Origin of the sequence: Neorhizobium huautlense, assembly GCF_030811685.1 — a bacterium.
GTDB classification, from domain to species: Bacteria; Pseudomonadota; Alphaproteobacteria; order Rhizobiales; family Rhizobiaceae; genus Neorhizobium; species Neorhizobium huautlense_A.
Window position 1 is genome coordinate 219,093 of record NZ_JAUSRF010000005.1, and the last position, 25,768, is coordinate 244,860.

The following is a 25,768-nucleotide window of genomic DNA, read 5'->3' on the forward strand; positions in this document are numbered from 1 at the left end:
GTGCCGAACCAGACACAGGCGGACGGTTCAAATTTCAGCCTCGATGTTTCCAGCTATTTCAATGATGTGGATGGCGACGACCTCGACTACGTCGTGTCCAACCTGCCGCCCGGCCTCACCTACGATGCCGAAACCGGCATCATCAGCGGCCGCCTTGCCGCCAACGCGTCGGTAGGCAGCCCCTACACCGTCACGATCACCGCCTATGATCGTCTCGGCCAGCCGGGCGGGCCCGGTCTGCCCGCGTCGACCAGCTTCCGTTTCACGGTCACCAATCCGCCGCCGGTCGCCGTCGATGACAGCTATACGACCGCCGAAGACACGCCGATCACCTTCAATCCGGTGACCGACACTGACGGTGCCGACAGCGACCCGGACGGTGATCCGCTGACGCTGGTTTCGATCGACGGCCAGGCAATCGCGCCGAACGGCAGTGTGACCGTCTCCAACGGCGTGATCGCCATGGATGCGTTGGGCAACCTCACCTTCACGCCCGCCGCCAATTTCTACGGCAATGTCGCGATTTCCTATCGCATCAGCGATGGCAATGGCGGTTTTGACGATGGCCTGATCTCTATCGCCGTTACCCCGGTCAACGATCCGGCCATCATCGATCTCAACGGCGCCGGCGCCGGTGTCGACCGTACCGTCGATTTCGTCGAGGGCGGTCCGGCCGTTGCAATCGCGACGCCGGATGCTTCTGTCTTCGATGTCGAAGGCAGCATCGTCTCCATGGATATCGTTTTCGGTGGCTTCACCGGAAACGGCGTTCTCGAGGTCACCCATCTGAACGGCGTCGTCGATATTGCCTATGGCACGGCTTCGAGCGGTACGCTTGCCTTTGGCGGTACGACTTTCCGCTACACCTATAGCGGCAACAATCTGCATATCGAAAATGCCGCCGGTCCCGATGTCATCGTGCCGGATGCGGATCTCAGCGCCTTCCTGCGCGCCATCAGTTATGAGAACCGAAGTGACAATCCTGCGCCCGGCGTGCGCACGCTGTCCTTCACGGTCACCGATACGCTCGGTGCGGTGTCGGCGGCGGCCGTCACCAGCATCAATGTCATCCCTGTCAACGATGCGCCCATTGCCGTCGATGACACCGGCACGACCACGGAAAACGCCGTGCTCAATGGTGGCTCTGTGCTTGCCAATGACAGCGATCCGGAAGGCCAGTCCTTCACGATCGTTCGTGTCGGTACGGCGGGTGCGGTCGGCGCACCGGTCGCAGGCAGCACCGGCGGCAGCTTCGTCTTCAATGCCGATGGTACCTACACGTTCAATCCGGGAACGTCCTTCGACGATCTGCAGGTCGGCGAAAGCCGTACCACGTCGGTCACCTACACGATCCGTGATCCGGACGGTGCCGAATCCACCGCCACGCTCACCATCACCGTCACCGGTGAAAACGATGCGCCGACCGGAGGCACCTCGACCATCCCGGTCACCGAGGATACGGTGGCGACCGGCACGCTGACCGCCTTCGATGCCGATGGCGATACGCTCAGCTTCGCGGTTGCCACGCAGCCGTCACGCGGCACGGTCACCATCAGCCCGAACGGCGCCTATACCTACACGCCGGCCGCCAATTACAACGGTCCGGACAGCTTTACCTATACGGTCAACGATGGCCGCACGACGGTGACCTTCACCGTGGCCGTCAATGTGGTTGCCGTGCCGGATGCGCCGGTCGCCACACCGATCCCGCCGCAATCCTATAACGATAGCGATCCGGTCTCGATCAATGTCTCCGGTTATTTCTCCGATCCGGATGGCGACACGCTTACCTTTACCGAGAGTGGCCTGCCTGACGGACTTTCCATCAATGCGCAGGGCCTGATTACCGGCACGCTTGCCAGCGACGCATCGGTCACCGGTCCCTACACGATCACCATCACCGCGCGTGATCCGGCCGGCAATACGGTTGCCCAGAACTTTACGCTTGCCGTCGCCAACCCGGCTCCGATCGCGCATGACGATCTGGTGCAGACCGGCGAAAACCAGACCAGTATCGGGTCGGTCTTCGACGATAACGGCGCCGGTGAGGATATCGACCCGGATGGCGATGACTTCACCGTTTCGGCCGTCAACGGCGTTGCAGGTGGTGTAGGTACGGTTGTCACCGGTTCGGCCGGCGGCACGTTCCTCATCGATGCAAACGGCGATTACAGGTTCGAGCCGGGCACGGCCTTCGATGCCCTGCGCGCAGGCGAAACCCGCGCCACATCCGTCACCTACACGATATCGGACGGGCAGGGCGGTTTCTCGACCGCCACGCTCACTGTCATCGTCACCGGCACCAATGACGCGCCGATCGGCTCCAACGGCACCGGCACGGTCGCCGAGGATGGCGTTCTGACTGCGCCGCTGCCGGCCGTCACCGATGCCGAAGGCGATACGCTGAGCTATGCCGTCGGCACGGCCCCGGCAAACGGTGCGGTGGTCATCCGCCAGAACGGCACCTATACCTATACGCCGAACCCGGATTTCAACGGCACCGATACATTCACCTATACGGTCGGCGACGGCACCGACACGGTGACCTATACGATGACGATCACCGTCACGGCGGTCAACGACGCGCCGGTCATGCAGGATGTCTCTGTCTCCACCAATGAGGACACGACCTATAGCGGCCAGATTATCGCCGTCGATGTCGATAATGTCGCCAATACACTGGTTTATGGCCCCTATGCGCCGCCGGCGCATGGCACCGTCACCGTCAATCCGAACGGCACCTATACCTATACGCCGGCGCTGAATTACTACGGCACCGACAGTTTCCAGGTCATCGTCACCGATCCGGGTGGCCTGACCGATATCGCGACCGTCACCATCACCGTCAATCCGGTGAATGACGCACCCGTGGCGGTCAACGACAATGCCAGCACCACGCAGGGCACTGCCATCACCGGCAATGTCATCGTCGGCAGCGACAGCGATCCGGATGGCGATGCCATTCTCGTCACCGCCGTCAATGGTGCGGCCTCGGTCGGCGTGCCGGTGACCGGCAGCAATGGCGGCACCTTCATCATCGGCGCGGATGGCGCCTATTCGTTCGATCCGGGCACGGCCTTCAACGATCTTCAGGCCGGCCAAACCCGCAACACCACCATCACCTACCAGATCTCCGATCCGGGTGGCCTGACCGCGACCGCCGTGCTGACGGTCACCGTTTCCGGCGCCAATGATGCGCCGGTCGGCGGCCCGCTTCCGGACCAGACATGGAGCGACGGCCAGGCGATCACCTATCCGGTGGCGGCAAACTTCTCCGACCCCGATGGCGATACGCTGACCTTCTCCGCGGATGGCCTGCCCAGCGGCCTCGACATCGATCCCGACACCGGCGAGATTTCCGGCACGATCGATCGTTCGGCTTCCGGCGCCACCGGGCGCTTGGACTACACCGTGACCGTCACGGCCAGTGACGGCAATGGCGGCACCGTTTCGCAAAGCTTTGTGCTGACGGTCACCAACCCGGCCCCGACTGCCGTTGCGGACAATTTCACCGTCGCCGAAGGCGGCGTTCTCGGCGGCAATGTGCTGACGGGTGGCGGCAATGGCCCCGATACGGACCCGGACGGCGACGATCTGGCGGTTTCGCTGGTCAGCCAGCCGGCGCACGGCACGCTGACGCTCAATGCCGACGGGACCTTCACCTATGTGCCGACCGCCTTCTTCAATGGCACCGACACATTCGTCTACCAGATCGATGACGGCAATGGCGGCATCTCCTCGGCCACCGTCACGATTACCGTCACGCCGGTCAATGATGCGCCTGTTGCGGCCGATGATACGTTTGCCATCGATGAGGACGGCTCCGTTACCATCAACGTTCTCGCCAATGACAGTGATATCGATCGCGATACGCTTTTCGTCAGCCAGATCAACGGGCAGGCGATTTCGCTCGGCAATCCGGTCACGGTCATCGGCGGTACCGTCTCGCTCAATGCCAATGGCACGATTACCTTCACGGCAGCAGCGAATTACAACGGTTCGCCTTCGTTCACCTATACCGTGTCCGATGGCACGCTGACCGATGAGGCAACCGTCAGCGGCCTTGTCCGTCCGATCAACGATGCACCGGTCAACACGCTGCCGGCCAACTATTCGATGCTGGAAGACGGCACGCTGACGCTGGCCAACATTTCCGTCACCGATGTCGATGCCGGCAATGGTGCGATCCGGGTCACGCTCAATGTCAGCGGCGGCACGCTGTCGGCCTTCTCCGGCGGCAATGTCAATGTCACCGGTGGCGGCACGGGCACGATCGTGCTCACCGGCACGCTCGCCAATATCAATGCCTATCTCGGCAGCGCCGTGGCACCCGTTTTCCGGCCGATCGAAAACAGCAGCGCCGCCGTCACGCTCACCATGACCACCAGCGATGGCGGCAATACGGGTGCGGGCGGCGAATTGACCGCCACCAGCCAGTCGACCATCTTCATCCAGCCGGTCAATGATGTCCCGGTCGCGGAAGATCAGTCGATCACGACGGCAGAGGATACGCCGGTTTCCGGCACCATCGCCGCCAGCGATGCCGATGGCGACCCGCTGACCTTCACTGTCTCCACACAGCCGCAACACGGCACCGTCTCGATCGACAATGCCGGCCGTTACGTCTACACGCCAGCGCTCGATTATAACGGTAGCGACAGTTTCCGGGTAGAGATCAGCGACGGGCAGGGCGGTGTTCGCACCGTTACGGTCTCCGTCGCCATCTCGCCGGTCAACGATGCGCCGACGGCAGCCGATGCCGCCTTCTCGATGGATGAGGATGGCGGTCCGGTGACCGGTTCGCTGCCGATTGCGACAGACCGTGAAGGCACGCCGGTTACCTATGCTGTCGGAAGCCAGCCAGGCAACGGCACCGTGTCGATCACGCCAACGGGCGGTTACACCTATACGCCGCGCGCCGATTTCAACGGCACCGACACCTTCACCTATACGGTCAGCGACGGCCAGGCAAGCTCCAGCTACACGGTCACCGTGACCGTGCGTCCGGTCAATGATGCGCCTGTTGCCGTGGATGTCGAAGTCACGACACCCAGAAACCAGACCGTCGGCGGGCAGCTGACGGCAGTCGATGTCGACAATGATCCGCTCACCTTCGCGCTCGGCGCGCAGGCGTCGAATGGTGTCGCCACCGTCGATGCGGCCGGCAACTATACCTACACGCCGGATGCTGATTATTTCGGTGAGGACACTTTCACCTATACGGTGTTCGATGGAACGGTGACGATCACCCGCACCGTCACCATCGATGTCGGTTCCAACAACGCGCCGCCGGTGGCCGGCAATTATAACTTCACCATCAACGAGGATACGACCCTGACCGGTCAGGTCGAAGCGACCGATCCGGATGCCGGTGACACGCCGCGTTTCTCGGTAGCGACAGGCCCGACACACGGCACCGTCACCATGGATATCGACGGCAATTTCATCTATACGCCGACTGGCAATTATTTCGGAACCGATCAGTTCACCTTCCGCGTCTCCGACGGGCAGACGAGCATCATCCGCACCGTCTCGATCACCATCGATCCTGTCAATGACGCACCGGTCGGCTCCAACGCCACGATCTCCGTCACCGAGGATGTGACGACCACCGGCACGCTGCCGCGCGCCACCGATCCTGAAGGTTCGGCCGTCACCTATGCGCTCGGCTCGATCGTGCCGGACAATGGCCAGGTGACGATTGCGCCGAACGGCACCTATACCTACGTGCCCAACCCGGATTTCTACGGTCAGGACACGTTCACCTATACCGTCAGGGATGCCGACGGTGCGTTCAATACCTACACGGTCACGGTCAATGTACTGGGCGTCAACGACGCGCCGCGTGCCGGAAACTGGGCGGACAGCACGCCGGAAGACACGCCCAAGACCGGGCAACTGCCCGAAGCGGAAGACCCTGATGGTGATGACCCGGATATTACCTATGCCGTTGGAACCGGGCCGGCACATGGTACGGTCACGATCACCTCGACCGGCCAATATACCTACACGCCGGCCGCCAACTTCTACGGCACGGACAGCTTCACCTATACGGTGAGTGACGGTCAGGCGTCGAACACCTACACCGTCACGATGAATGTCACGCCGGTCAATGACGCGCCCGTCGGCTCCGACACCGCCATCACCGTCACGGAAGACACGCCCTATACCAACCGGCTGCCGGTCGCGACCGATCCGGAAGGTTCGGCCGTCTCCTATGGTCTGGGGACTGCTCCCGCCAACGGTACGGTCACGATCAATATCGACGGCACCTATACCTATATTCCGCGCCAGGATTATTTCGGGCAGGACAGTTTTGAGTACACGGTGAGCGATGGTGTCGACACCGCGACCTATACGGTCACGGTCACCGTCACGCCGGTCAACGATGCGCCGCGCGGCAGCGATGTGACCTTGCCGGCCACGGAAGACCAGCCGCTCAACGGCCAGTTCCCCGTTGCCATCGATCCGGAAGGTTCGCCTGTCACCTACGGTCTCGGTTCGCAGCCGGATCACGGTACGGTCACGCTTGGCGGTGGCCGCAACTTCACCTATACGCCGGCGCCTGATTTCTTCGGGCAGGACACGTTCACCTATACGGTCAGCGATGGCACGGCGACCGCCACCTATACGGTCACCATCAATGTCGCCCCGGTCAATGATGCGCCGGTCGGCTTCGATGGTGCGATCACCGTCACCGAGGATACGCCCTATAACGGCATCCTGCCGGTGGCCACCGATATCGACAGCGACACGCTCACCTATGCGCTGGTCGATCAGGCCGGTCACGGCACGGTGACGGTTCTCGGCAATGGCCGCTACACCTATGTTCCAGCCGCTGATTATGTCGGTCCCGACTTCTTTATCTACAGTGTCACCGATGGTGATGCGACGGTGGAATACCGGATCGAAATCACCGTCACCAATGTCAACGATGCCCCGCGCGGCGCCGATCTGACGGTCACCATGCCGGAAGATAGTCTTTCCAGCGGCCGTCTGCCGGTTGCCGTGGATCCGGAAGGCTCCAACGTCACCTACGCGATCGCCGGCGGGCCGGCACACGGCACGGCAACGGTCGATGCGCAGGGCAATTACACCTATCGCCCAAATCCCGATTATTATGGCCAGGACACGTTTACCTACACGGTGAGCGATGGTGTCGCCTTCAACACCTACACGGTCACGGTCAACGTCACTCCGGTCAATGATGCGCCGCGCGCATCCGACATCACGATCACCGCGAACGAAGACCAGACCTTTACCGGCACGCTGCCCGTCGCAGTCGATCCCGAAGGCCAGCCTTTCACCTATGGTCTCGGCTCGCAGCCGGCAAACGGTACCGCCACGGTTTCGGCCAATGGCACCTTCACCTATACGCCGAACCCCGATTACGACGGCCCGGACAGTTTCACCTATACGGTGACCGACGGTTCCGCGACCTCGACCTATACGGTGACTGTCAACGTACAGGGTGAAAACGATCCGCCGCGCGGCAGTGATGTCACCATCAACGCCACGGAAGACCAGGCCTATTCCGGTCGCCTGCCGATAGCCGTCGATCCGGAAGGTCAGCCGCTGCAATACGGTGTCGGCAGCATCCTGCCGCAGCACGGCACGGTGTCGGTCCAGACCAATGGCGATTTCATCTACACGCCGGCTGCGGACTATTATGGTCCTGACAGCTTTACCTATACGGTCACGGACGGCGTCAACACCGTCAGCTACACCGTCACGGTCAATGTCGCCAACGTCAATGATGCGCCGCGTTCGAACAATATCTCGATCAACGCGTCCGAAGATCAGACCTATAACGGCAACCTGCCGCCGGCCATTGATCCGGAAGGCCAGTCCTTCACCTATGGCCTCGGCTCGCAGCCTGCCCACGGCACCGTCGTCATCAATCCCGACGGTACGTTCAGCTACACGCCGGCTGCCGATTACAGCGGTACGGATACGTTCCAGTTCACCGTATCGGACGGTGCCGCCACCAATATCTACACGGTCACGGTCAATGTCGGCGGCGTCAACGATCCGCCGCGTGGCAGCGACGATGCCATCACCGTCACGGAAGATCAGGCCTATTCCGGCCAGTTGCCGACGGCAGTCGATCCTGAAGGCGATGACGTCACCTATGCGGTCGGCGCCCAGCCTTCGCATGGCACGGTGACGATCGGGCCGGATGGCGATTACGTCTATACGCCTTATCCGGATTATTTCGGCGCCGACAGTTTCACCTATACGGTGAGTGACGGCAGCGCGACCGCCACCTACACCGTCTCGATCACCGTCAACGGCGTCAACGATGCGCCACGCGCCAATGATACGGAAATCAGCGTTCTCGAGGATGAGGTCTATACCGGCCGCCTACCGGTGGCGATCGATCCGGAAGGTCAGCCCTTCACCTATGGGCCCGGCCAGCTTGCCCCCGCGCATGGCACGGTCACCATCTCGGCCAATGGCGAATTCGTCTATACGCCGGCCCGCGATTACAATGGCCCCGACAGGTTCGAATACACCGTCACCGATGGCGCGGGCACATCGACCTACATTGTCGAGGTCACGGTCGGTCCGGATAACGATGCGCCTGTCGGCAGCAACATCACCATCACTCCCGTCGAGGATCAGGTCTATAGCGGCCAGTTCCCGGTCGCCTTCGATCCCGATGGCGATCCGGTCACTTATGGCATCGGCGCACAGCCGGTCAACGGTACGGTGACGGTCGGCCCCGGCCGCAACTTCACCTATACGCCTTATCCGGATTATTCCGGCCCCGACACGTTCACCTATACCGTCACCGATGGTGACGCGATGCAGACCTATACGGTCACGGTCAACGTTCAGGGCGTCAACGACGCGCCGCGCGGCAGCGATGCATCGATCGTCGCGGTCGAGGACGAGGCTTACAGCGGCACCCTGCCGCCGGCCATCGATCCGGAAGGTGAACAGGTCTTCTACGGCGCCGGCCCGCAGGGTCCGTTGCACGGCACGGTGACGATCTCCACCAATGGCGATTACGTTTACACGCCGAATGCCGATTATAACGGCCCCGACAGCTTCACCTACACGGTCAGCGATGGAGACAAGACGGCGACCTACACGGTCACCATCTCCGTCACTGCGGTCAATGATGCACCACGTGGTTCCGATCTTTCCATCTCCATCGAGGAAGACGAAACCGCCAGCGGCACGCTGCCGGTAGCGACCGATCCCGACAATGCAAACCTGACCTATGGTCTCGGCGTTGCGCCGCTCAATGGCACGGCAACAGTCGGGCCGAACGGCACCTACACCTATGTTCCGAACCCGGATTACAACGGTCCGGACAGCTTCACCTATACGGTGACGGACGGCACGGCGATCTCCACCTACACGGTGACGATCAACGTTGCTGCACAGAACGATCCGCCGATCGGCTTCGACGGCACCGCGACGGTGACGGAGGATGTGCCCTATGACGGTCGCCTGCCGCTCGCCAGCGATCCGGAAGGCGAACAGCTCACCTATGCGCTTGCCGGCCAGGCCGCGCATGGCACCGTCACGGTTCTGGGCGACGGTACCTATCGTTACACCCCGGCTGCCAACTATTTCGGCTCCGACAGCTTCACCTACAGCGTCACGGATGGCGTCAACACGATCGTCCGCACGATCACCGTCACCGTGTTGCCCGTCAACGATCCGCCGGTCGGTTCGAACCATGCCTTCACTGTTGCGGAAGACGGTTCTGCCAGCGGCACGCTGCCGGTCGCAATAGATCCCGATAATACAAATCTCACTTACGGCCTCGGCACCGCTCCCGCCCATGGCGTTGTGACGGTCCGGCCGAACGGCACCTACACCTATGTGCCGGCCGCCAACTATTTCGGGGCCGACAGCTTCACCTATACGGTCAGCGATGGCAGCCTGACCTCGACCTATACGGTCACGGTCAATGTCACGCCGGTCCCGGATGCGCCGGTCGGCGCCAATGGCAATATCAATGTCATCGAGGACGTGCCGTTCGACGGCCGTCTGCCGGTCGCGACCGATGCCGATGGCGATCCGCTGTCCTATGCGCTGGTCGGTCAGGCCGGTCACGGCACGGTCACAGTCAATGCGGATGGAACGTATCGTTACGTGCCGGCGGCCGACTATTACGGTCGCGACAGCTTTACCTACAGCGTCACCGACGGCGTGTTCACGCGCCAATATACGATCAGCATCAATGTCGTGCCGGTCAATGATGCGCCGCAGGGATCGGATGCAGTCATCGCCGCCCAGGAAGATACCGTCACCAATGGCCGGTTGCCGATCGCGACCGATCCGGATGGCGACAGGCTCACCTACAGCCTTGGTGCCGGCCCGGTTTATGGTCGGGTCACGGTCAATGCGGATGGCACCTTCACCTACACGCCGGGCCGCAATTTCAACGGCACCGATACCTTCACCTATACGGTGAGCGACGGCACCTCGATCTCGACCTATACGGCGACCGTCAATGTCGCCCCGGTCAACGACGCGCCGGAAGGTTCCGACCTGTCCATCACGGTCGGCCCGAATGTAACGTCGACCGGCGCATTGCCGATCGCGCTCGATGCGGATGGCACACCGGTCACCTATGCGCTGGCCGATGGCCCAGCGCATGGCACCGTCACCGTCACGGCGGACGGCCGTTACAGCTATACGCCGGCAGCCGGTTACGGCGGTCCCGACAGCTTCACCTATACGGTGAGCGACGGCACGCTCAGCACCACCTATACGGTGACGATCAACGTGACCGCGCCGAATGCGCCGCCGGTGGCAGCCGATCTTGCCGCCACGACTCCGGAAGACACGGCACTCTCCGGCCAGCTGCCGACGGCGACAGATCCCGAAGGCCAGCCGGTCAGCTATTCTCTCGGTGTCGATGCTGCACATGGCCGCGTCACCATCGATGCGAATGGTGTCTATCGTTACGTGCCGAACCGCAATTACAGCGGCACCGATGTCTTCACCTATGTCGTTAGCGACGGGGTGACGAGCGCGACATATCGCGTCGTCATCGAGGTCACGCCGATCAATGATGCGCCGGTGGGCTCCGATGCCGCCATTTCAGTGCCACAGGATGCGATCTCGACCGGCACCCTGCCGCCCGCCGTCGATCCGGAAGGCGAGCCGCTCACCTATGGTGTCGGCCAGCAGCCGGCCCATGGCACGCTGGTCATCCTGCCGGATGGCACCTATCGCTATCAGCCGGCCCCCGGCTATTACGGTTCGGACAGCTTTGTTTATACGGTCAGCGACGGCGAAAACGTCTCGTCCTACACGGTAACGATCACCGTCGTTTCCGCCAATAACCCTCAGCCGCCGCAACCGCCGGAGCCACCGCCGGGCACCAACGAATATCTGCCCCCGGCGCCCAATCTGGGTGGCGAGGCCCCGACCGTGACGTGGACGCCCGACGACAGCAGCACAGGCGGCACGTTTGCGCCGGCCAGCGGTTCCGTCATGGAAAGCCTCAACGGTATCGCCGGGGATATCGGCGAGAATGGCCCGATCAACAGCGTTACCAACTCGATCCGCTCGCTCAACGGCATCGGCTCGCTGCCGGATGAGGGCGCCGTGCTGCACGCCGCCCGCCAGATCAGCGAATGGATCGAGAGCGGCCGCCGCATCGATGAATTCACGGTCGGTTTCTACAAGGGTGGATCGAATACCCGTCTGTTCGATGGCCGGGATTCGCTGACCTGGTTCAGCGTCGATACGATGATCTATGCCGGCCAGCTCTACATCATGCCGTCACCCGGTTACGGCGATGGCGCGGCCTTCACGGTCACGCTGGCAGACGGTTCGCCATTGCCCGGCTGGCTGCGCGCCACCCGCCAGGGTGTCGTGATCGGCCAGCCACCCGCGGGCCTGCCATCCATCGATATCCGCATCAGCGGCATCTCGCCGGAAGGTGAACCGGTTGCCGATGATGTCCGTATCGACCTGATGAACGGCTCGATCATGAACCACGAAAGCGACCGCGAGGCGCTGCTGATCCCCAGCCTGTTCTCCGACGAGCTGCAATATCAGCTGACCATGGGCGAGGATGCGGCGTCCGATCTGTCGCGGGCACTGGCCCAATGGCGGGAGTAGGGGCGGCGGGAGTAGGGACAAGCGTCGTCTGAACAAGGTGAGGCATGGCTGCTTTCGGTGGCCATGCCTTTTTCTTTTTATCTTCAATGTCATACGTCAGCCTTGAACCTGCGCCTGCTGCTCGGCTCCGCGTCGTGCAGCCGCAAGGCGGCGTCATTGCGGTTTTCCGCAACTCAAAATGGGTGTTTCTACCCTTGAAAGCACTAAAGCGGTGCTTTACATATTTAAGCATGCCACAAAGTACACACAAATCGACTTTGCGCTATGAACTTGCTCCCGACGAGCAGGCGAAGCAGGCTTTCGAGGAAACCTTCGAGGCCTATGCGGCGATGCTTTCCATGCTGGACGATCTCGCCTCCGAGAAAGGCGGCGCCAATCTCGTGACCCTGCATGAGCTCGCTTATGAAACAGTGCGTGAGCGCACGCATCTGCCGGCCCGGCTGGTCACGCTTGGCCTGCGCGATTTCGCCTCCAACCGGAACCATGCGGCAAAACCCGACCGTTTGCCGCTCGATGAAAAACTTTTCGCCATCAAGGGCCCTTCGACGCTGACCATCGCAACCGTGCAGGGGCGCGTGTCCGTGCCCTATGACGTTGCGGGATATTCAGCCGGCGTGTCCGGCATTTTTCCTGCGCAACTCGTTGCGCAGAACGGCAGTTACCAGATCCATATCGGTGTCACCACGCACGCGAACAGAACGGAGAAGACGATCATGACCAATGAAGGCATTCTTTCCCGCATGGGCCGCCTGATCGCCGGAATGGCGAATGCGGCCGTCGACAAGGCCGAAGGCGCCAACAAGGTTGCCGTCGTCGAGCAGGCGCTGCGCGAAATAGATAGCGCCGCCGAAGAGGCACGCGCCGATCTCGGCAAGTCGCGCGCCGAGGAATACCGCATCCTGACGCGCCGCAACGAGATCGGCTCCGACCTCCAGGCGCTGGACGAAAAGATCCGCACGGCGGTGTCTGCCGGCCGCGATGATCTCGCCAAGGCCGGTGTCGCCCGCCAGATCGATCTGGAATCGCAGTTGGCCGCACTCGACAAGGCGCTCGCCGGTGCGCGTGAACAACTGGCCGAAGGCAGCCAGGCATTGCAGGCGGTGCTTGCCACCCGCCGCGAGGGTGAGGAAAAACTGGCCGCGCTGAAGCGCAGCCTTGAACAGTTCCCGGAAGCCGGCGAGGGCGCCGAGGCGCGTAAAAATCCGGCGGATGGCGCTGCCCGTGCCTCTGCCACCGTTTCGCGCCTGACCGGTGTTGCCTCCGCCGATCACAAGGGTTCCGCCGAACTGGACGAACTTGACCGCCTGCACCGCGAACAGGCCATCGAGGCACGTCTGGCCCAGTTCAAATCCGGTCAGAACTGACGCCCATGGACCTTTTTCTCGCCCCTCAGGCGGCGCCGTTTGCAGTGGCCAGCATCATTCTCGTCACCATAACGGTGCTCGAGGTCGGCTGCCTGCTGATCGGCGTCTCGCTCAGCGAACTGGTGGACAAGGCGATGCCGGAGGGCCAAGGCGGCGGGCTTTCCGGCCTGATGTCCTGGGTCAATCGTGGCGGCGTGCCGGTTCTGGTTCTGCTGCTGATCTTTCTCGGCTTTTTCGCCATCAACGGCTTTGTGCTGCAGGCCGTGGCGCGCGCCGTCTTCACGCCGCTGCCGGCATTGATTGCCTCGATTCCCGCCTTCGCGCTCGCCGTTCCGCAGGCGCGCTGGGCGAGTGGCCTTGTTTCGCGCATCGTCCCGCGTGACGAAACCTATGTCATCGATCCGGCCGATTTTGTCGGCCGGATCGCCGAAGTGACCGTCGGCCCGCTCGATCAGGGCCTGCCCGGCCGGGTGCGCATCAAGGATCGTCACGGCAACTGGCACACTTTGCGTGCGCGCGCCGCAGCCGATTCCACCGCCATTCCGATCGGGCGGCAAGTCCTGCTCGTCGATAAAGTTTCAAACGTCTTCATTGCCATCGTTGCACCGTCGGACCTGACCGCGGAGCCGAACCCAACCTCTACGGAGCTTCCATGATATACGATCTGTTGTTGCCCGCCGGCATCGGCCTTGTCGCGATCTTCGGCATCGCCTTCGTCGTCGCCTCGCTTTACACCCGTTCCAGCCGTGACGAAGCCTATGTCCGCACCGGTCTGGGTGGCCAGAAGGTCGTTCTCGACGGCGGTTCCGTCGTGCTGCCGATCTTTCACTCCATCGCCCGCGTCAATCTGAAGACGCTGCGCCTCGAAGTGCGTCGCGGTGAGGGCGATGCGCTGATCACCAAGGACCGTATGCGCGTCGATATCGGCGCCGAGTTCTATGTCCGCGTCAAGCCGGATGCTTCCTCCATCGCGCTCGCCGCCCAGACGCTGGGTGACCGTACCAATGATGCCGAACAGCTGCGTATCCTCATCGAAGCGAAATTCGTCGATGGTCTGCGCTCGGTTGCCGCCACAATGAACCTCGATGCCCTGCAGGAACAGCGCATGGACTTCGTCAAGGCCGTGCAGGAAGCCGTCGGCTCCGATCTGCAATCGAACGGTCTCGAACTGGAATCGGTGTCGCTCACCCGTCTCGACCAGACCGATATCAAACATTTCAACGCCAACAACTTCTTCGATGCGCAGGGCCTTGCCACGCTCACCCGCATCACTGAGGCGCGCAAGAAGGAACGCAACGAGATCGTTCGCGATACCGAAGTGGCGATCGCCCAGAAGGACCTTGAAGCCCGCCAGCAGTCGCTGACCATCGAGCGCACCAAGCGCGAGGCGGAGCTGAACCAGGAACGCGACGTCGCAAACAAGTCGGCTGCCACCCGCGCCGAGACCGCGCAGCAGGAACAGGCCGCCAAGCGCGCCGAAGAAGAGGCCCGTATCGCCTCCGAACAGGCGATTGCCGAACGCGAAGCGGCGGCAAAACAGGCCCGCGAAAGCGCCAATATCGATGCCACCCGTGCCGTTCAGCAGCGTGACACCGAAGCCCGTCGCGACCTGCAGATCGTCTCGCAGGAAAGCGCCATCGCGGTTGCCAACAAGAGCCGCGAAGAGTCGGAATCCAAGGCCCGCGCCGAAGAAGCCCGCGCCCTTGCGATTGCCGCTGAAGAAAAGGTATCGACCGCCAAGGCCGTCGAAATCGCCGAACGTGAACGCCAGATCGCCATCATCGACGCCCGCAAGAAGGCCGAGACCGAAGCGACCGCCGTCACCGTTGGTGCCGAGGCTGAAAAGCAGGCGGCCGTCGATCAGGCCGATGCCATCAAGACGCTCGCCAACGCCGAAGCCGATGCCGCGATCATCCGCGCCAAGGGCGTGCTGGAAACCGGCAAGGCGGAAGCCGAAAGCGAAGCCCTGCTCAACGAGGCGCGCAACCGCCTCAGCGCCGCCATCATCGATTACGAAATCCTGCGCGAACGCATCCGCATCATCCCGCAGGCGCTGGCGGAAGCGGTCAAGCCGATCGAGAAGATTTCCGATATCCGCATCTTCGACACCGGCGGCATGCTGGGCCGTGGCGGCGAAGGCGGCGGTTCCGGCGTCGGCCTCGGCGAAGGTCTCGCCGGCCAGCTCTTGAGCTATCAGGCCAACAAGCCGGTTCTCGACCAGCTCTTGAAGGAAGCAGGCTTTACCGGCGAAAACGCCATCGCCTCTCTGATGGGCGACCTGCAGCCGCCGGCGAAGCCGAAGACGGTTGCCGCTCCTCCGGCAGCACCGAAGCCGGCCGAGAGTGTCGTAAAGGGTCCGCAGCCGGATAACGGCTGATCAGGTATAGAGAAACGGGAGGGCGGAATTTCCGCCCTTTCCGGCCATGGCGACCAAACACCCGACACGAGGAGCAGGTGATGTCCTTCAATCGCATCGGATTTTCGTTTCTTCGCCCAACCGGCATGACGGTTGTTTTGCTGGTTGCCGCCCTGCTTTCCAGTCTGTTCGCCGCGCAAGATACAGGAGCGAAAATGCCAGCCGAAGACTATGCCGACATCATTGCCTTCGCGTCCGATTTTTCGGGAAATGACGCCGCCATTATCGACAAGGTCCGGCAGATGGCGGCCGATCCGCCGACCGACATCGAGACCATCGGATTTTACGGCGCAGAAGACTATCCGCCGCGCCACCGGCTGTTCCTGGCAACGGTCAGCCTGCTCGATAATGCTCAAAAGCTGTATTCGGTCGAAGACAAATATACCGCCGAAATCTTTTCGATCTGGCAGGATGACAATGTCATCAGCGAGAAAACGCTGCCTGATGCCGCGAGGATTGTTTTTGGTCCCCTGATCATCGGCGAGCAACCGCCGGGCGACATAAAGGACTATCACCGTGTTGTCTGGGAGAAATATGCCGAGGCGACAAGAGAGCTGGAAAAAACCATCGCGGATGACGGCCGTGTCCTCCTGTCCGTCGATGCCACGGATGGCGACACGATGTTGTTTGCGCTGGTATCGCCGGAGATTGCCGAGCGCTGGCGCGACAAGGCGCTGAGCGAGCACGAAGGTTATTACGCCGGCGTGCGTTCTCCGATGTGGGGTCGGTTCTGGGACTACCTGAACTATTCCACCCGAGGCATGATGGCGCCGGAGGATCGCAGGGGTATCCCGCCCGGCACACTCGAACGAGCAGATGCACTCCCCTTCGCAAAGTGAAGGTGTTCCCCACCACGAAAAAGCCTCCTGCGGCATGCGCCACGGGAGGCTTTTCATTTTTGCCGAAGAGGCCGCTTAGGCGTCGAGATAACGCTCCGCCAGACGCGCCCACATGGCCGAACCGGTGGTCAGGCTGCCATCGTTGAAATCATATTTCGACGAGTGAAGAATGGCTGAATCCTTGCCGTTGCCGAGGCGCAGAAAACTGCCGGGGCGGTGGTGGAGGAAATAGGCAAAATCCTCGCTGCCCGGCAGCGGCGGGCAGGTGGAGACGTTTTCGTCACCTACCAGTTCACGTGCCACTTCGTTCGCAAACGCGGTTTCGGCTTCCGAGTTCAGCACCACCGGGTAACCGTATTCGTATTCGATCTCGGCTGTCGCGCCATGGCCTTCCGCAACACTGTGAGCGAGCTTGCGGATGCGCTCTTCCAGCAGTTCGGCAATGGCCGGATCGAAGTAGCGCACGCTCATCGAAATCTCGGCGGTGTTCGGAATGACGTTCGACGCCTTGCCCGCATGGATGGTGCTGACGGTCACGACCGCCGTCTGGGTCGGATCGACATTGCGCGACACGATGGACTGCAGAGTGACAACGAGATTGCAGGCGATCAGCACCGGGTCCACCGTCAGGTGCGGACGCGAGGCATGGCCGCCCTTGCCATGAATGGTGATTTTTACCGTATTGCCGCCGGCCATGATCGCGCCCGGACGGGTGAGCAACGCGCCGGCCGGCATGCCCGGATGGTTGTGCAGGCCAAAAATGGCGTCGATCGGGAAGCGATCGAACAGACCGTCAGCGATCATTTTCTGCGCGCCGCTGTCCTTGCCGGCTTCTTCGGCAGGCTGGAAGATCAGCGTCACCGTGCCGTTGAAACGCTTGGTGCGGGCCAGATATTCGGCGGCACCCAGCAGCATGGTCGTGTGGCCGTCATGGCCGCAGGCATGCATCTTGCCGGGCACCGTGCTGGCATAGGCCACACCGGTTTCCTCGGCGATCGGCAGCGCGTCCATGTCGGCGCGGATGCCGATGCTCTTGGTGCCGGTGCCGTTCTTGAGCGTTGCAACGACGCCATGGCCGCCGACATTGCGGGTCACGTCAAAACCCCAGCCTTCCAGCTTGTCGGCCACGTAACGGGCCGTTTCCGCTTCCTCGAAGGAAAGTTCCGGGTTTGCGTGCAGGTGCTGGCGGGTCGCCTTCAGTTCGGCTTCCATCGCGTCGAAATCGGCAACGCGGGCGTACAGATTGTCTTGAATTGGCATGATCTATCCAGACTTCTTGAATTTCAAAGAAAAAGGCCCCGGCCTTTCGGCCGGGGCTAGTCGGGGAGGACATTTTATAGGAAACGCGACAGAAAAGCCTGTGTGCGCGGGTGCTGCGGGTTGCCGATCACATCTTCCGGCTTGCCCTGTTCGACGATGACACCGCCATCCATGAAAACAACCCGGTCGGCAGCTTCCCTGGCGAAACCGATCTCGTGGGTGACGACGATCATGGTCAGGCCTTGGCTTGCCAGATCCTTCATCGTCGCCAGCACTTCGCCGACGAGTTCGGGATCGAGCGCCGAGGTCGGCTCATCGAACAGCATCAGTTTCGGTTTGATCGCAAGCGCACGGGCAATCGCCACGCGCTGCTGCTGGCCGCCGGAAAGCTGGCGCGGATAATTGCCTTCCTTTTCCGACAGGCCGACACGCTTCAGCAACTGGCGGGCGTTTTCGATCGCATCCTTGCGGCTCTGGCCGTGTACGCCGACCGGTGCCTCGATGATGTTCTGCAGCACCGTCATATGCGGGTAGAGATTGAACTGCTGGAACACCATGCCGATCTTGCGGCGCTGCTTGGCAATGCCGTTATCGGTCAGCTTTTCCAGCCGGTCGTTCTTCACCCGGTAGCCGATCTGCTCGCCATCCACCTCGATAAAGCCCTGCTGGATGCTTTCGAGGTGGTTGATACAGCGCAGAAACGTCGATTTGCCCGAGCCGGACGGCCCCAGAATGACGACGACCTCGCCGGGCGCAACATCGAGGTCGATACCCTTCAAGACTTCGAGCTGGTCGAAAGCCTTGTGGACATTGCGGGCCTGAACGAGAGGTTTTGCATCAACGATAGGGGTCAATGGCTTGCCTCCTCTGTGACAGCCGCCGGTTTGGCGGCGGCTGTCGCGTTGCGGCGGTCGCTGCGGCCGTAATAGGCTTCGATATAGCTCTGGCCGATGTTCAGGACGGACGTGATCAGCAGGTACCAGATAACCGCAACCATCAGCATGGGCACGATTTCGAAGGTGCGGTTATAAATCGACTGCACCGAATAGAGCAGATCGGCCATGGCGATGACGCTGACCAGCGAGGTCGCCTTGATCATGCTGATCAGCTGGTTGCCGGTCGGCGGAACGATGGAGCGCATGGCCTGCGGAATGATGATGCGGCGAAGTGCGCGCGCCCTGGTCATGCCGAAGGCCTGTGCGGTTTCCGCCTGTCCGCGTTCGACCGAAAGCAGGCCGCCGCGGATGATTTCCGCCATATAGGCCGCTTCGTTGAGCGCCAGACCCACGATTGCTGCCGTCATCGGCGTGATCACCGAATTGGTGTCCCAGCTGGCAAGCGTCGGGCCAAAAGGGATGGCGATCGACAGGTTCGGGAACAGTGTCGACATGTTGTACCAGAAGATCAGCTGGACGAGCAGCGGTGTGCCGCGGAAGAACCAGATGAACAACGAGGCAAAACCGCTCGCCAGCCTGTCGTCGGACATGCGCATGATGGCGATGATCAGGCCGAGCGCCACGCCGAGGATCATGGCGATCACGGTGAGTCCGAGGCTGACGTAAAGGCCGCTCAGCACCGTCGGGTCGAAGAAATACTGGGCAACGACCGGCCAGCCGAAATTCTCGTTATTGGCGACGATCCAGCCGAAATCGGCGACGACGATCGTCACGATCAGCCAGAGCGCGAGGCGCCCGTAACGGAACGGCGCGTGGGCGGTCGCCACATCGCGGAAATCCGCAGCGCCCGAAGGCGCTGCCTGTGTTGAGGTGTTCGTGCTCATTTCGGCAGCTGTCCACCGAGGTTGATGCCCGGTTCCTTGAGCATGTTGTTCTCAAGGCCCCACTTCTTCATGATGGTCGCATAGGTGCCGTTGTCCATCAGAACCTTGACGGCATCCTTCAAGAGCGGACCGAGCGGCGAACCCTTCGGTACCACGGCGCCCTGATAAAGGTCGTCGAAACCGTTCTTTTCACCCACGCCGGTCAGTTCCAGCTGGCCGTTGGCCTGTGAAACGAAATAGGTCAGCGGTGCCTGCGAGGAGAAGAAGGCGTCGGCGCGCTTGGAGCGGACGGCGAGGATCGAGGCCGGCTGGTCGGTGTATGACTGCACGGCCACGGCTTCCTTGCCGTCGGTCTTGCACTTTTCCGACTGTGCCTGGATGACGCGCTCGGCAGAACCGCCGGCCATGACGGCAATGCGCTGGCCGCAGGCGGTGTCGAGCGAGGTAATGCCCTTCGGGTTGCCCTTCTGCACGGCGAAGACCACGAATTCCTGGACCCAGTTGACGAAATCGTTGGCTTCCTCGCGGCTCTTGAAATCACCGACCGGGCCGAAGGCGAACTGGTAGCGATTGGAATTGACGCCGGCCAGCAGTGCCGGAAGGCCGCCCACGGTCGCATGGTCGATCTTGATTCCGAGAACCTGTCCGAGCGCATCGGTCAGGTCGGCGCTGGCGCCGGTCATTTCCGTGCCGGTGACGATTTCGTAGGGAGGGAAGGAGCCGTTGTTGACCGAAGTCATCTTGCCGGCGGCCTTGATGTCTGCCGCCAGGCGATCGTTCAGTTCCTTGACCATTTCCAGCTTGATGGAAGCGTCCTGTGCTTTCGCGACACCGGCAAGGGCCACGCCGACCAATGCGAGAGCGATAAGTTTCTTATGCGACATGTTCATTCCCCTTTGTTTTACAAAGCTACGTTTCTTGAGAGGCGAAAGTTTCAGATCCGGCTACCGTCGGTATCGTATGCAAAAAGCTCTTCCGGCGTCATGTGACGTTTCATGATACCCTGCGCATGCAGTTCACCGGCGAAGTCGTCGATCATCTTGCGGTTGACGGCAAAGCCGCTGGCATCCCAGCCCTTGGGCAGTTCGCGCGAGTTCTTGAGCACTTCGTCGAACATCCACGGCGTGGTCTCGGCATATTTGCGGCGCTTTTCCGTCCACATTTTTTGCGACTCGTCCACCAGACGGTTGACTTCGGCGATCACCCACGGATTTTCCGCAACGATCTCGGCCTTGATGCCGATCAGGTGCATGCCGGGAACATAACCGACCTCGTTGAAATAGCGCTGTTCCTCGCCACGGAAATCCGAAAGAACCTGGCGGTAAGGTGAGCCCGGCTCGAAATAACCGTTCGGCATGAACGGGGTGAAGATCGCATCCAGTCCACCTTCGCGCAAAAGATCCACCATCGGCTTTTCGCCGGGGCAGGCTTCGATCAGTCCTGGCTGGCCGAAACCGTCCAGACGATCGGTGATCGGATGGGCTTCGGTCAGGCGACCGGCATACCACATGGCGTCCTTGACCTCGACACCTTCGCGGCGAATGGCGGCGCGTGTCCAGGTATTGCCACTGTCGCGCCAGCCGGTCACGCCGATACGCTTGCCTTTCAGCTGGCCGAGCGTGGTGATGTCACTGTCGGCCATGGTCATGATGCAGCGATGGCGAAAACCGCGCATGATGAAGTTGGGGATGCCGACGATCGTGTCATCACCGTCATGGCGAAGCTGGGTATAGCGGCTGAAGGAGATTTCGGCGGCGTCGTGGTCCGGGTCCTTGCCGAGATGGGAAACCAGCGTGCCGATGCGGTCGACCTGAAGGTCGAGCTTGTCGGAGGTGACGTCACCGAGAACCAGCGGCGTCATGTAGTCCCAGTCACGCAGTGCAATTCGAAGGCGCAGTGTCATTTGTGCTACTCATTCAGAAAATGCTGATGGACTGAGATTAAAATGTTCATTTTGAAATGATCAAATGTTATTACGTTATTGAACATTAAATTTGGTGAAAGAATGAACGACGCTTACGATTCGAACTGGTTTGCACAAAAATTGAGCGATCGTACAATTCGCGGAATCGCGTTGGAAACCAGTGCCTTGATCCGTGCCGGTGCGTTGCCGGTAGGGGCAAAGCTGCCTCCAATTCGGGATCTCGCTTTTTCGCTCGGCGTCAGCCCCGCGACGATTTCCGAGGCCTGGAGCGAGCTTCGCAAGCAGAAAATCATCACTGGCCGAGGTCGAAACGGTACCTGGGTAAGCGGCGACCGTTTCATCGCCAAGCCGGAACGATTGGCGAGTTCCGGTCGCTACGGCCCCGATGCGCTCGATCTGACCATGGCCGTGCCGGATCAAAAACTGCTTCCGCCGCTGGAAAAGGCGCTGATCTATGGTGCCTCGGCGGACGATCTCAACAGCTATGAGCGCAGCCGCATCCTCCCGGAACTGGAAATGGAAGTGCGCAGGACATGGCCATACGAGGCGGAGGCATTCCTGACCATGAACGGCGGTTACAACGCCGTCTATACCGCCATCCATGCGCTGGTGACGCCGGGTGCACCCGTCGCCATCGAGGAGCCGACGGCCATGCGCCTTCTCGATATTCTCGAACATCTCGGCGCCCATATCATTCCGGTGAAATGCGATCAGGACGGGCCTATCCCATCGTCACTTCAGGAGGCGATGCGCTACAAGCCGGTGGTCTTCCTGTTTCAACCGCGCCTGCATTCTGTGACGGGTCGCACCGTCACCTCCGGGCGGATGTGGGAACTGGCGGACATCTTGCGCGGCAGCGATACTCTCATCATCGAGGATGACGGTGTCGCCGATATCGCCGAAAGCGGACGGCATTCGCTGGGGCAGGAGTTTCCCGATCGCGTCATCCACATCATGTCGTTTTCGAAAACCCATGGCCCGGATCTGCGTCTGGCCGTTTTGTCCAGCACGAAGGCGATTGTCGAGCAAATCCAGTCCTATCGCAGTTTCAGTGCCGCCTGGACGAGCCGCATCCTGCAGGCGGCCGGCGCCTGGTTGCTGCGTGATGAGGCCACGCAAGCCATCGTCCGTAATGCCCGCGCCATCTACAAGACGCGGCGTGATGGCCTGACGGAACGACTGACGGCCCGCGGCGTCACGGCCACGGTCGGCAGCGGCCTGTGCGCCTGGGTTACGGTTGAAAGTGAACCTTTCGCAATGGTCACGCTTGCCGCCCGCGGCATCGCTGTCCAACCCGGCAACAAGTTCTCGTTTTTACAGAGTCATCACCTGCGCGTGGCGACGAGCACGCTCGAGGATCGCGCAGACGAGGTGGCGGAGGCAATTGCGCTGGCGGCAGCGGGCGGGTGAGGGGACGCTTGTTCCCTTCTCCCCGCCTGCGGGGAGAAGGGAGCCGATCGCTCCGGTCAACTCCGCGGCTTCAGGTTCTCCGGATCGTAGAGCGGCTTGTAACCAACACTCACCACTTCCACCGGATATGTCTCGGCAAAATATTCGACATTCAGCTTGCGGCCGACCTGGGCATGCGACCACGGCAGATAGGCGAGCGCGATGTTCTTGCCCACCGTCGGGCCGTAAGCGATCGAGGTCGTGTAGGAGCGACGGCCCAGTTCATCGACCAGAACCGCACCCGTTTCCGGGTCCATGACCGGCAGGTTGCCGACCGGATAACGTTTGACGCCCGCCGCATCGGTGTTTTCGGTCATGACCAGCGTGCACAGCATGGCGGGCTGGTGTTCGCGCGCCTTGTATTCGAGATGTTTCTGTTTGCCTCGGAAATCCGCTTCTTTGACTTTCGGGCGCGCCAGATCTGCTTCGATCAGGTTGTATTGGGTCAGCAGATCGCCGTTCTGAAGGCGCAGAGACTTTTCCATGCGGCGCGAGTTGGCATAGGTCTCGACGCCGAAAGCCATCACGCCTGTCGCGCGCAAAGCGTCCCAGACAGCGAGTCCGTCCTCGTATTTCATATGCAGTTCCCAGCCCTGCTCACCGACATAGGAAATGCGGAAGGCGGAGACAGATTTGCCGGCGATTTCGATCGGCTTGATGGCCGCGAAGGCGAAGTTTTCAATGTTCAGGCCGTCCGGGTCTGCCACCACCTTTTTCAGCGTTTCGCGGGCATTCGGACCCCAGATGCCTATTGTAATGAACTTTTCCGAAACGTCGGTAATGGTGACATCGAGGCCACGATCCTCGGCCACACGCTTCATGTAATGGTAATCGCGCGGGCCGGCATCGGCACCATTCACGAGGCGACCGCGATCTTCCATGCGGAAAACGGTGAAGTCGGCGCGCACCATGCCCTCGTCATCGAGGAAGTGGGTGTATATGCCCTTGCCGATATTGCCGTCGCCGCCGATCTTTGCCGCGCAGAGCCATTCCAGAAGTTCGACATGATCCGGCCCTCCGATATCGACCATGTGGAAGTGGCTGAGATTGACGATGCCGCAATCCTCGCTCATCGCCAGATGTTCGGCATTCGAGACGCGCCAGAAATGGCGGCTGTCCCATTCGTTTTCGCGCTCCGGCACCTGATTGCCGTATTTTTCGAGAAGATGCTCGTTGGCGGCGTAACCGTGGGCACGCTCCCAGCCGCCAAGCTCCATGAAATAACCGCCGAGTTCCTTTTCGCGCTCGTGGAACGGCGACTTTTTGGCACCGCGACCGGTCGCATAAGGTTCGCGCGGATGCACGGCCGGGAAGTAAATCTTCTGGGCTGCCTCATAGGTGCGACCTTCGATGAACTTTTCTTCCAGCTGGTGCGGATAGAAACGCGCGTAATCGATGGAGTTGTGGTCCACCTCGGTGCGGCCGTCGGTCATCCAGTCGGCGATCAGTTTTCCGTAGGCCGGGCCGTCCTTGACCCAGATGGCCACGCAATACCAGAGCCCGCGCACCTTCTGGCTTTCGCCGCAGGAAGCGCCGCCGCCGGCCGACACCTGCAGCAGACCGTTGAAGGAATGGCCTTCGTTATAACCCAGTTCGCCGAGAATAGGCGTCAGTTCGATCGCCTTTTCCAGCGGCTCGAGGATCTGCTCCATGTCAAGGTCGCGCTGCGAGGGTGACAGGCGTGCCTCGTGTTTTTCGAGGATGTCGCGCGGGTGGCAGAGGCGTGGATTGGTGGTCTCGTAATACCCCCACTCGATCTGGCCGCCCTCGGTCGTTTTCGGGTCGCCGGTATCGCGCATATAGGCCGAATTGCCCTGGTCGCGCAGCAGCGGAAAACCGATCTCCTTGCCGGTGCCTTCGAACTCGTTATAGGGGCCAAAAAAGGTCAGCGGATGATCGACCGGCATGACGGGAAGGTCTTCTCCCACCATTTCGGCGATCAGGCGGCCCCAGATACCGGCACAGACGATGACGTGATCGGCCATGATCGTGCCGCGATGGGTGACGACACCCTTGATGCGGCCGCCTTCGACGATGAGAGATGTCGCCGGCGTATTGCCGAACACTTTTAGCTTGCCCGCCTTTTCACCGGCATCGACCAGCTTGCCGGCAACCGTCTGGCTGCGCGGAATGACGAGGCCTGCGTCGGGATCGAACATGCCGCCCTGAACCTGATCCTCCTCGATCAGCGGGAACATCTCCTTGATCTCGGCAGGAGTGACGAGGCGCACATTGGTGCCAAAGGCCTTGCCCGAGGTGACCTTGCGCTTGATCTCCTCCATCCAGGTGTCGTCGCCGGTGCGCGCCACTTCCAGACCGCCGATACGGGCGTAGTGGCCCATCTTTTCGTAGAAGTCGATCGAATACTGGGTGGTCCAGACCGACAGGTAATCGTGGCTTGTGGTGTAGCAGAAGTCCGAAGCGTGGGCAGTGGAGCCGATATCGGTCGGGATGCCCGACTTGTCGATGCCGACGATGTCGTCCCAGCCGCGCTCGATCAGGTGGTGGGCGATCGAGGCGCCGACGATGCCGCCGAGCCCGATGATGACGACTTTAGCCTTGCCCGGAAATTCTGCCATAACATGCCTCGTGCTTCGAAATGTCGGGCGATCTTATGAGGAGTAACATGCGCCACCTCTT

General features: G+C 61.4%; 12 protein-coding genes (1 of these 12 running past the window's edge). 6 read left to right on the plus strand and 6 right to left on the minus strand.

Annotation, left to right across the window (positions count from 1 at the left end; genetic code table 11):
- The 5 genes from J2T09_RS09420 to J2T09_RS09440 form a co-directional block, all read left to right on the plus strand.
- Positions 1-12,096, plus strand: the end of a protein-coding gene (locus J2T09_RS09420) for an Ig-like domain-containing protein (RefSeq protein ID WP_306833594.1). The gene continues 16,134 nt to the left of window position 1, outside the view; only the last 12,096 of its 28,230 coding nucleotides appear in the window; its start codon lies off the left edge, out of view; it ends in the stop codon at positions 12,094-12,096.
- 230 nt (positions 12,097-12,326) lie between these two features.
- On the plus strand, positions 12,327-13,460 hold the full coding sequence (locus J2T09_RS09425; RefSeq protein WP_306833595.1) for a PspA/IM30 family protein: 1,134 nt from the start codon (positions 12,327-12,329) through the stop codon (positions 13,458-13,460).
- A 5-nt stretch (positions 13,461-13,465) separates the two neighbouring features.
- Positions 13,466-14,116 carry an OB-fold-containig protein gene (locus J2T09_RS09430; RefSeq protein ID WP_306833598.1) on the plus strand — a complete coding sequence of 217 codons (651 nt, stop codon included), beginning with the start codon at positions 13,466-13,468 and terminating at the stop codon, positions 14,114-14,116.
- On the plus strand, positions 14,113-15,837 hold the full coding sequence (locus tag J2T09_RS09435) for a flotillin family protein (RefSeq protein ID WP_306833600.1): 1,725 nt from the start codon (positions 14,113-14,115) through the stop codon (positions 15,835-15,837). Before J2T09_RS09430 ends, J2T09_RS09435 begins: the two co-directional genes overlap by 4 nt.
- A gap of 194 nt (positions 15,838-16,031) precedes the next feature.
- Complete coding sequence (locus J2T09_RS09440; RefSeq protein ID WP_306833602.1) at positions 16,032-16,715, plus strand: hypothetical protein; 684 nt, start codon at positions 16,032-16,034, stop codon at positions 16,713-16,715.
- 75 nt (positions 16,716-16,790) lie between these two features.
- On the opposite strand, the gene J2T09_RS09445 is transcribed toward J2T09_RS09440, so the two are convergent.
- From J2T09_RS09445 to J2T09_RS09465, 5 genes are all read right to left on the minus strand, one after another.
- Positions 16,791-17,975, minus strand: coding sequence for a M20 aminoacylase family protein (locus J2T09_RS09445; protein WP_306833604.1), 1,185 nt, complete (start codon positions 17,973-17,975; stop codon positions 16,791-16,793).
- Between the two features lie 74 nt (positions 17,976-18,049).
- Positions 18,050-18,829: an amino acid ABC transporter ATP-binding protein gene (locus J2T09_RS09450; protein ID WP_306833605.1), complete on the minus strand. Its 780-nt coding sequence runs from the start codon at positions 18,827-18,829 to the stop codon at positions 18,050-18,052.
- A complete protein-coding gene (locus J2T09_RS09455) occupies positions 18,826-19,755 on the minus strand; it encodes an amino acid ABC transporter permease (RefSeq protein WP_306833607.1) in 930 nt (309 codons plus the stop codon). The genes J2T09_RS09450 and J2T09_RS09455 overlap by 4 nt, the downstream gene beginning before the upstream one ends.
- On the minus strand, positions 19,752-20,639 hold the full coding sequence (locus J2T09_RS09460) for an ABC transporter substrate-binding protein (RefSeq protein ID WP_306833609.1): 888 nt from the start codon (positions 20,637-20,639) through the stop codon (positions 19,752-19,754). The genes J2T09_RS09455 and J2T09_RS09460 overlap by 4 nt, the downstream gene beginning before the upstream one ends.
- 50 nt (positions 20,640-20,689) lie before the next feature.
- A complete protein-coding gene (locus tag J2T09_RS09465) occupies positions 20,690-21,658 on the minus strand; it encodes a nitrate ABC transporter substrate-binding protein (RefSeq protein ID WP_306833611.1) in 969 nt (322 codons plus the stop codon).
- Between the two features lie 102 nt (positions 21,659-21,760).
- Between J2T09_RS09465 and J2T09_RS09470 the strand changes: the two genes are divergently transcribed.
- Positions 21,761-23,089, plus strand: coding sequence for an aminotransferase-like domain-containing protein (locus J2T09_RS09470; protein ID WP_306833613.1), 1,329 nt, complete (start codon positions 21,761-21,763; stop codon positions 23,087-23,089).
- 56 nt (positions 23,090-23,145) lie between these two features.
- Here J2T09_RS09470 and J2T09_RS09475 read toward each other — a convergent pair whose 3' ends face one another.
- The gene (locus J2T09_RS09475) at positions 23,146-25,707 is read right to left on the minus strand and encodes a GcvT family protein (protein WP_306833615.1); all 2,562 of its coding nucleotides are present in this window, start codon (positions 25,705-25,707) and stop codon (positions 23,146-23,148) included.
- Positions 25,708-25,768: the final 61 nt, after the last annotated feature.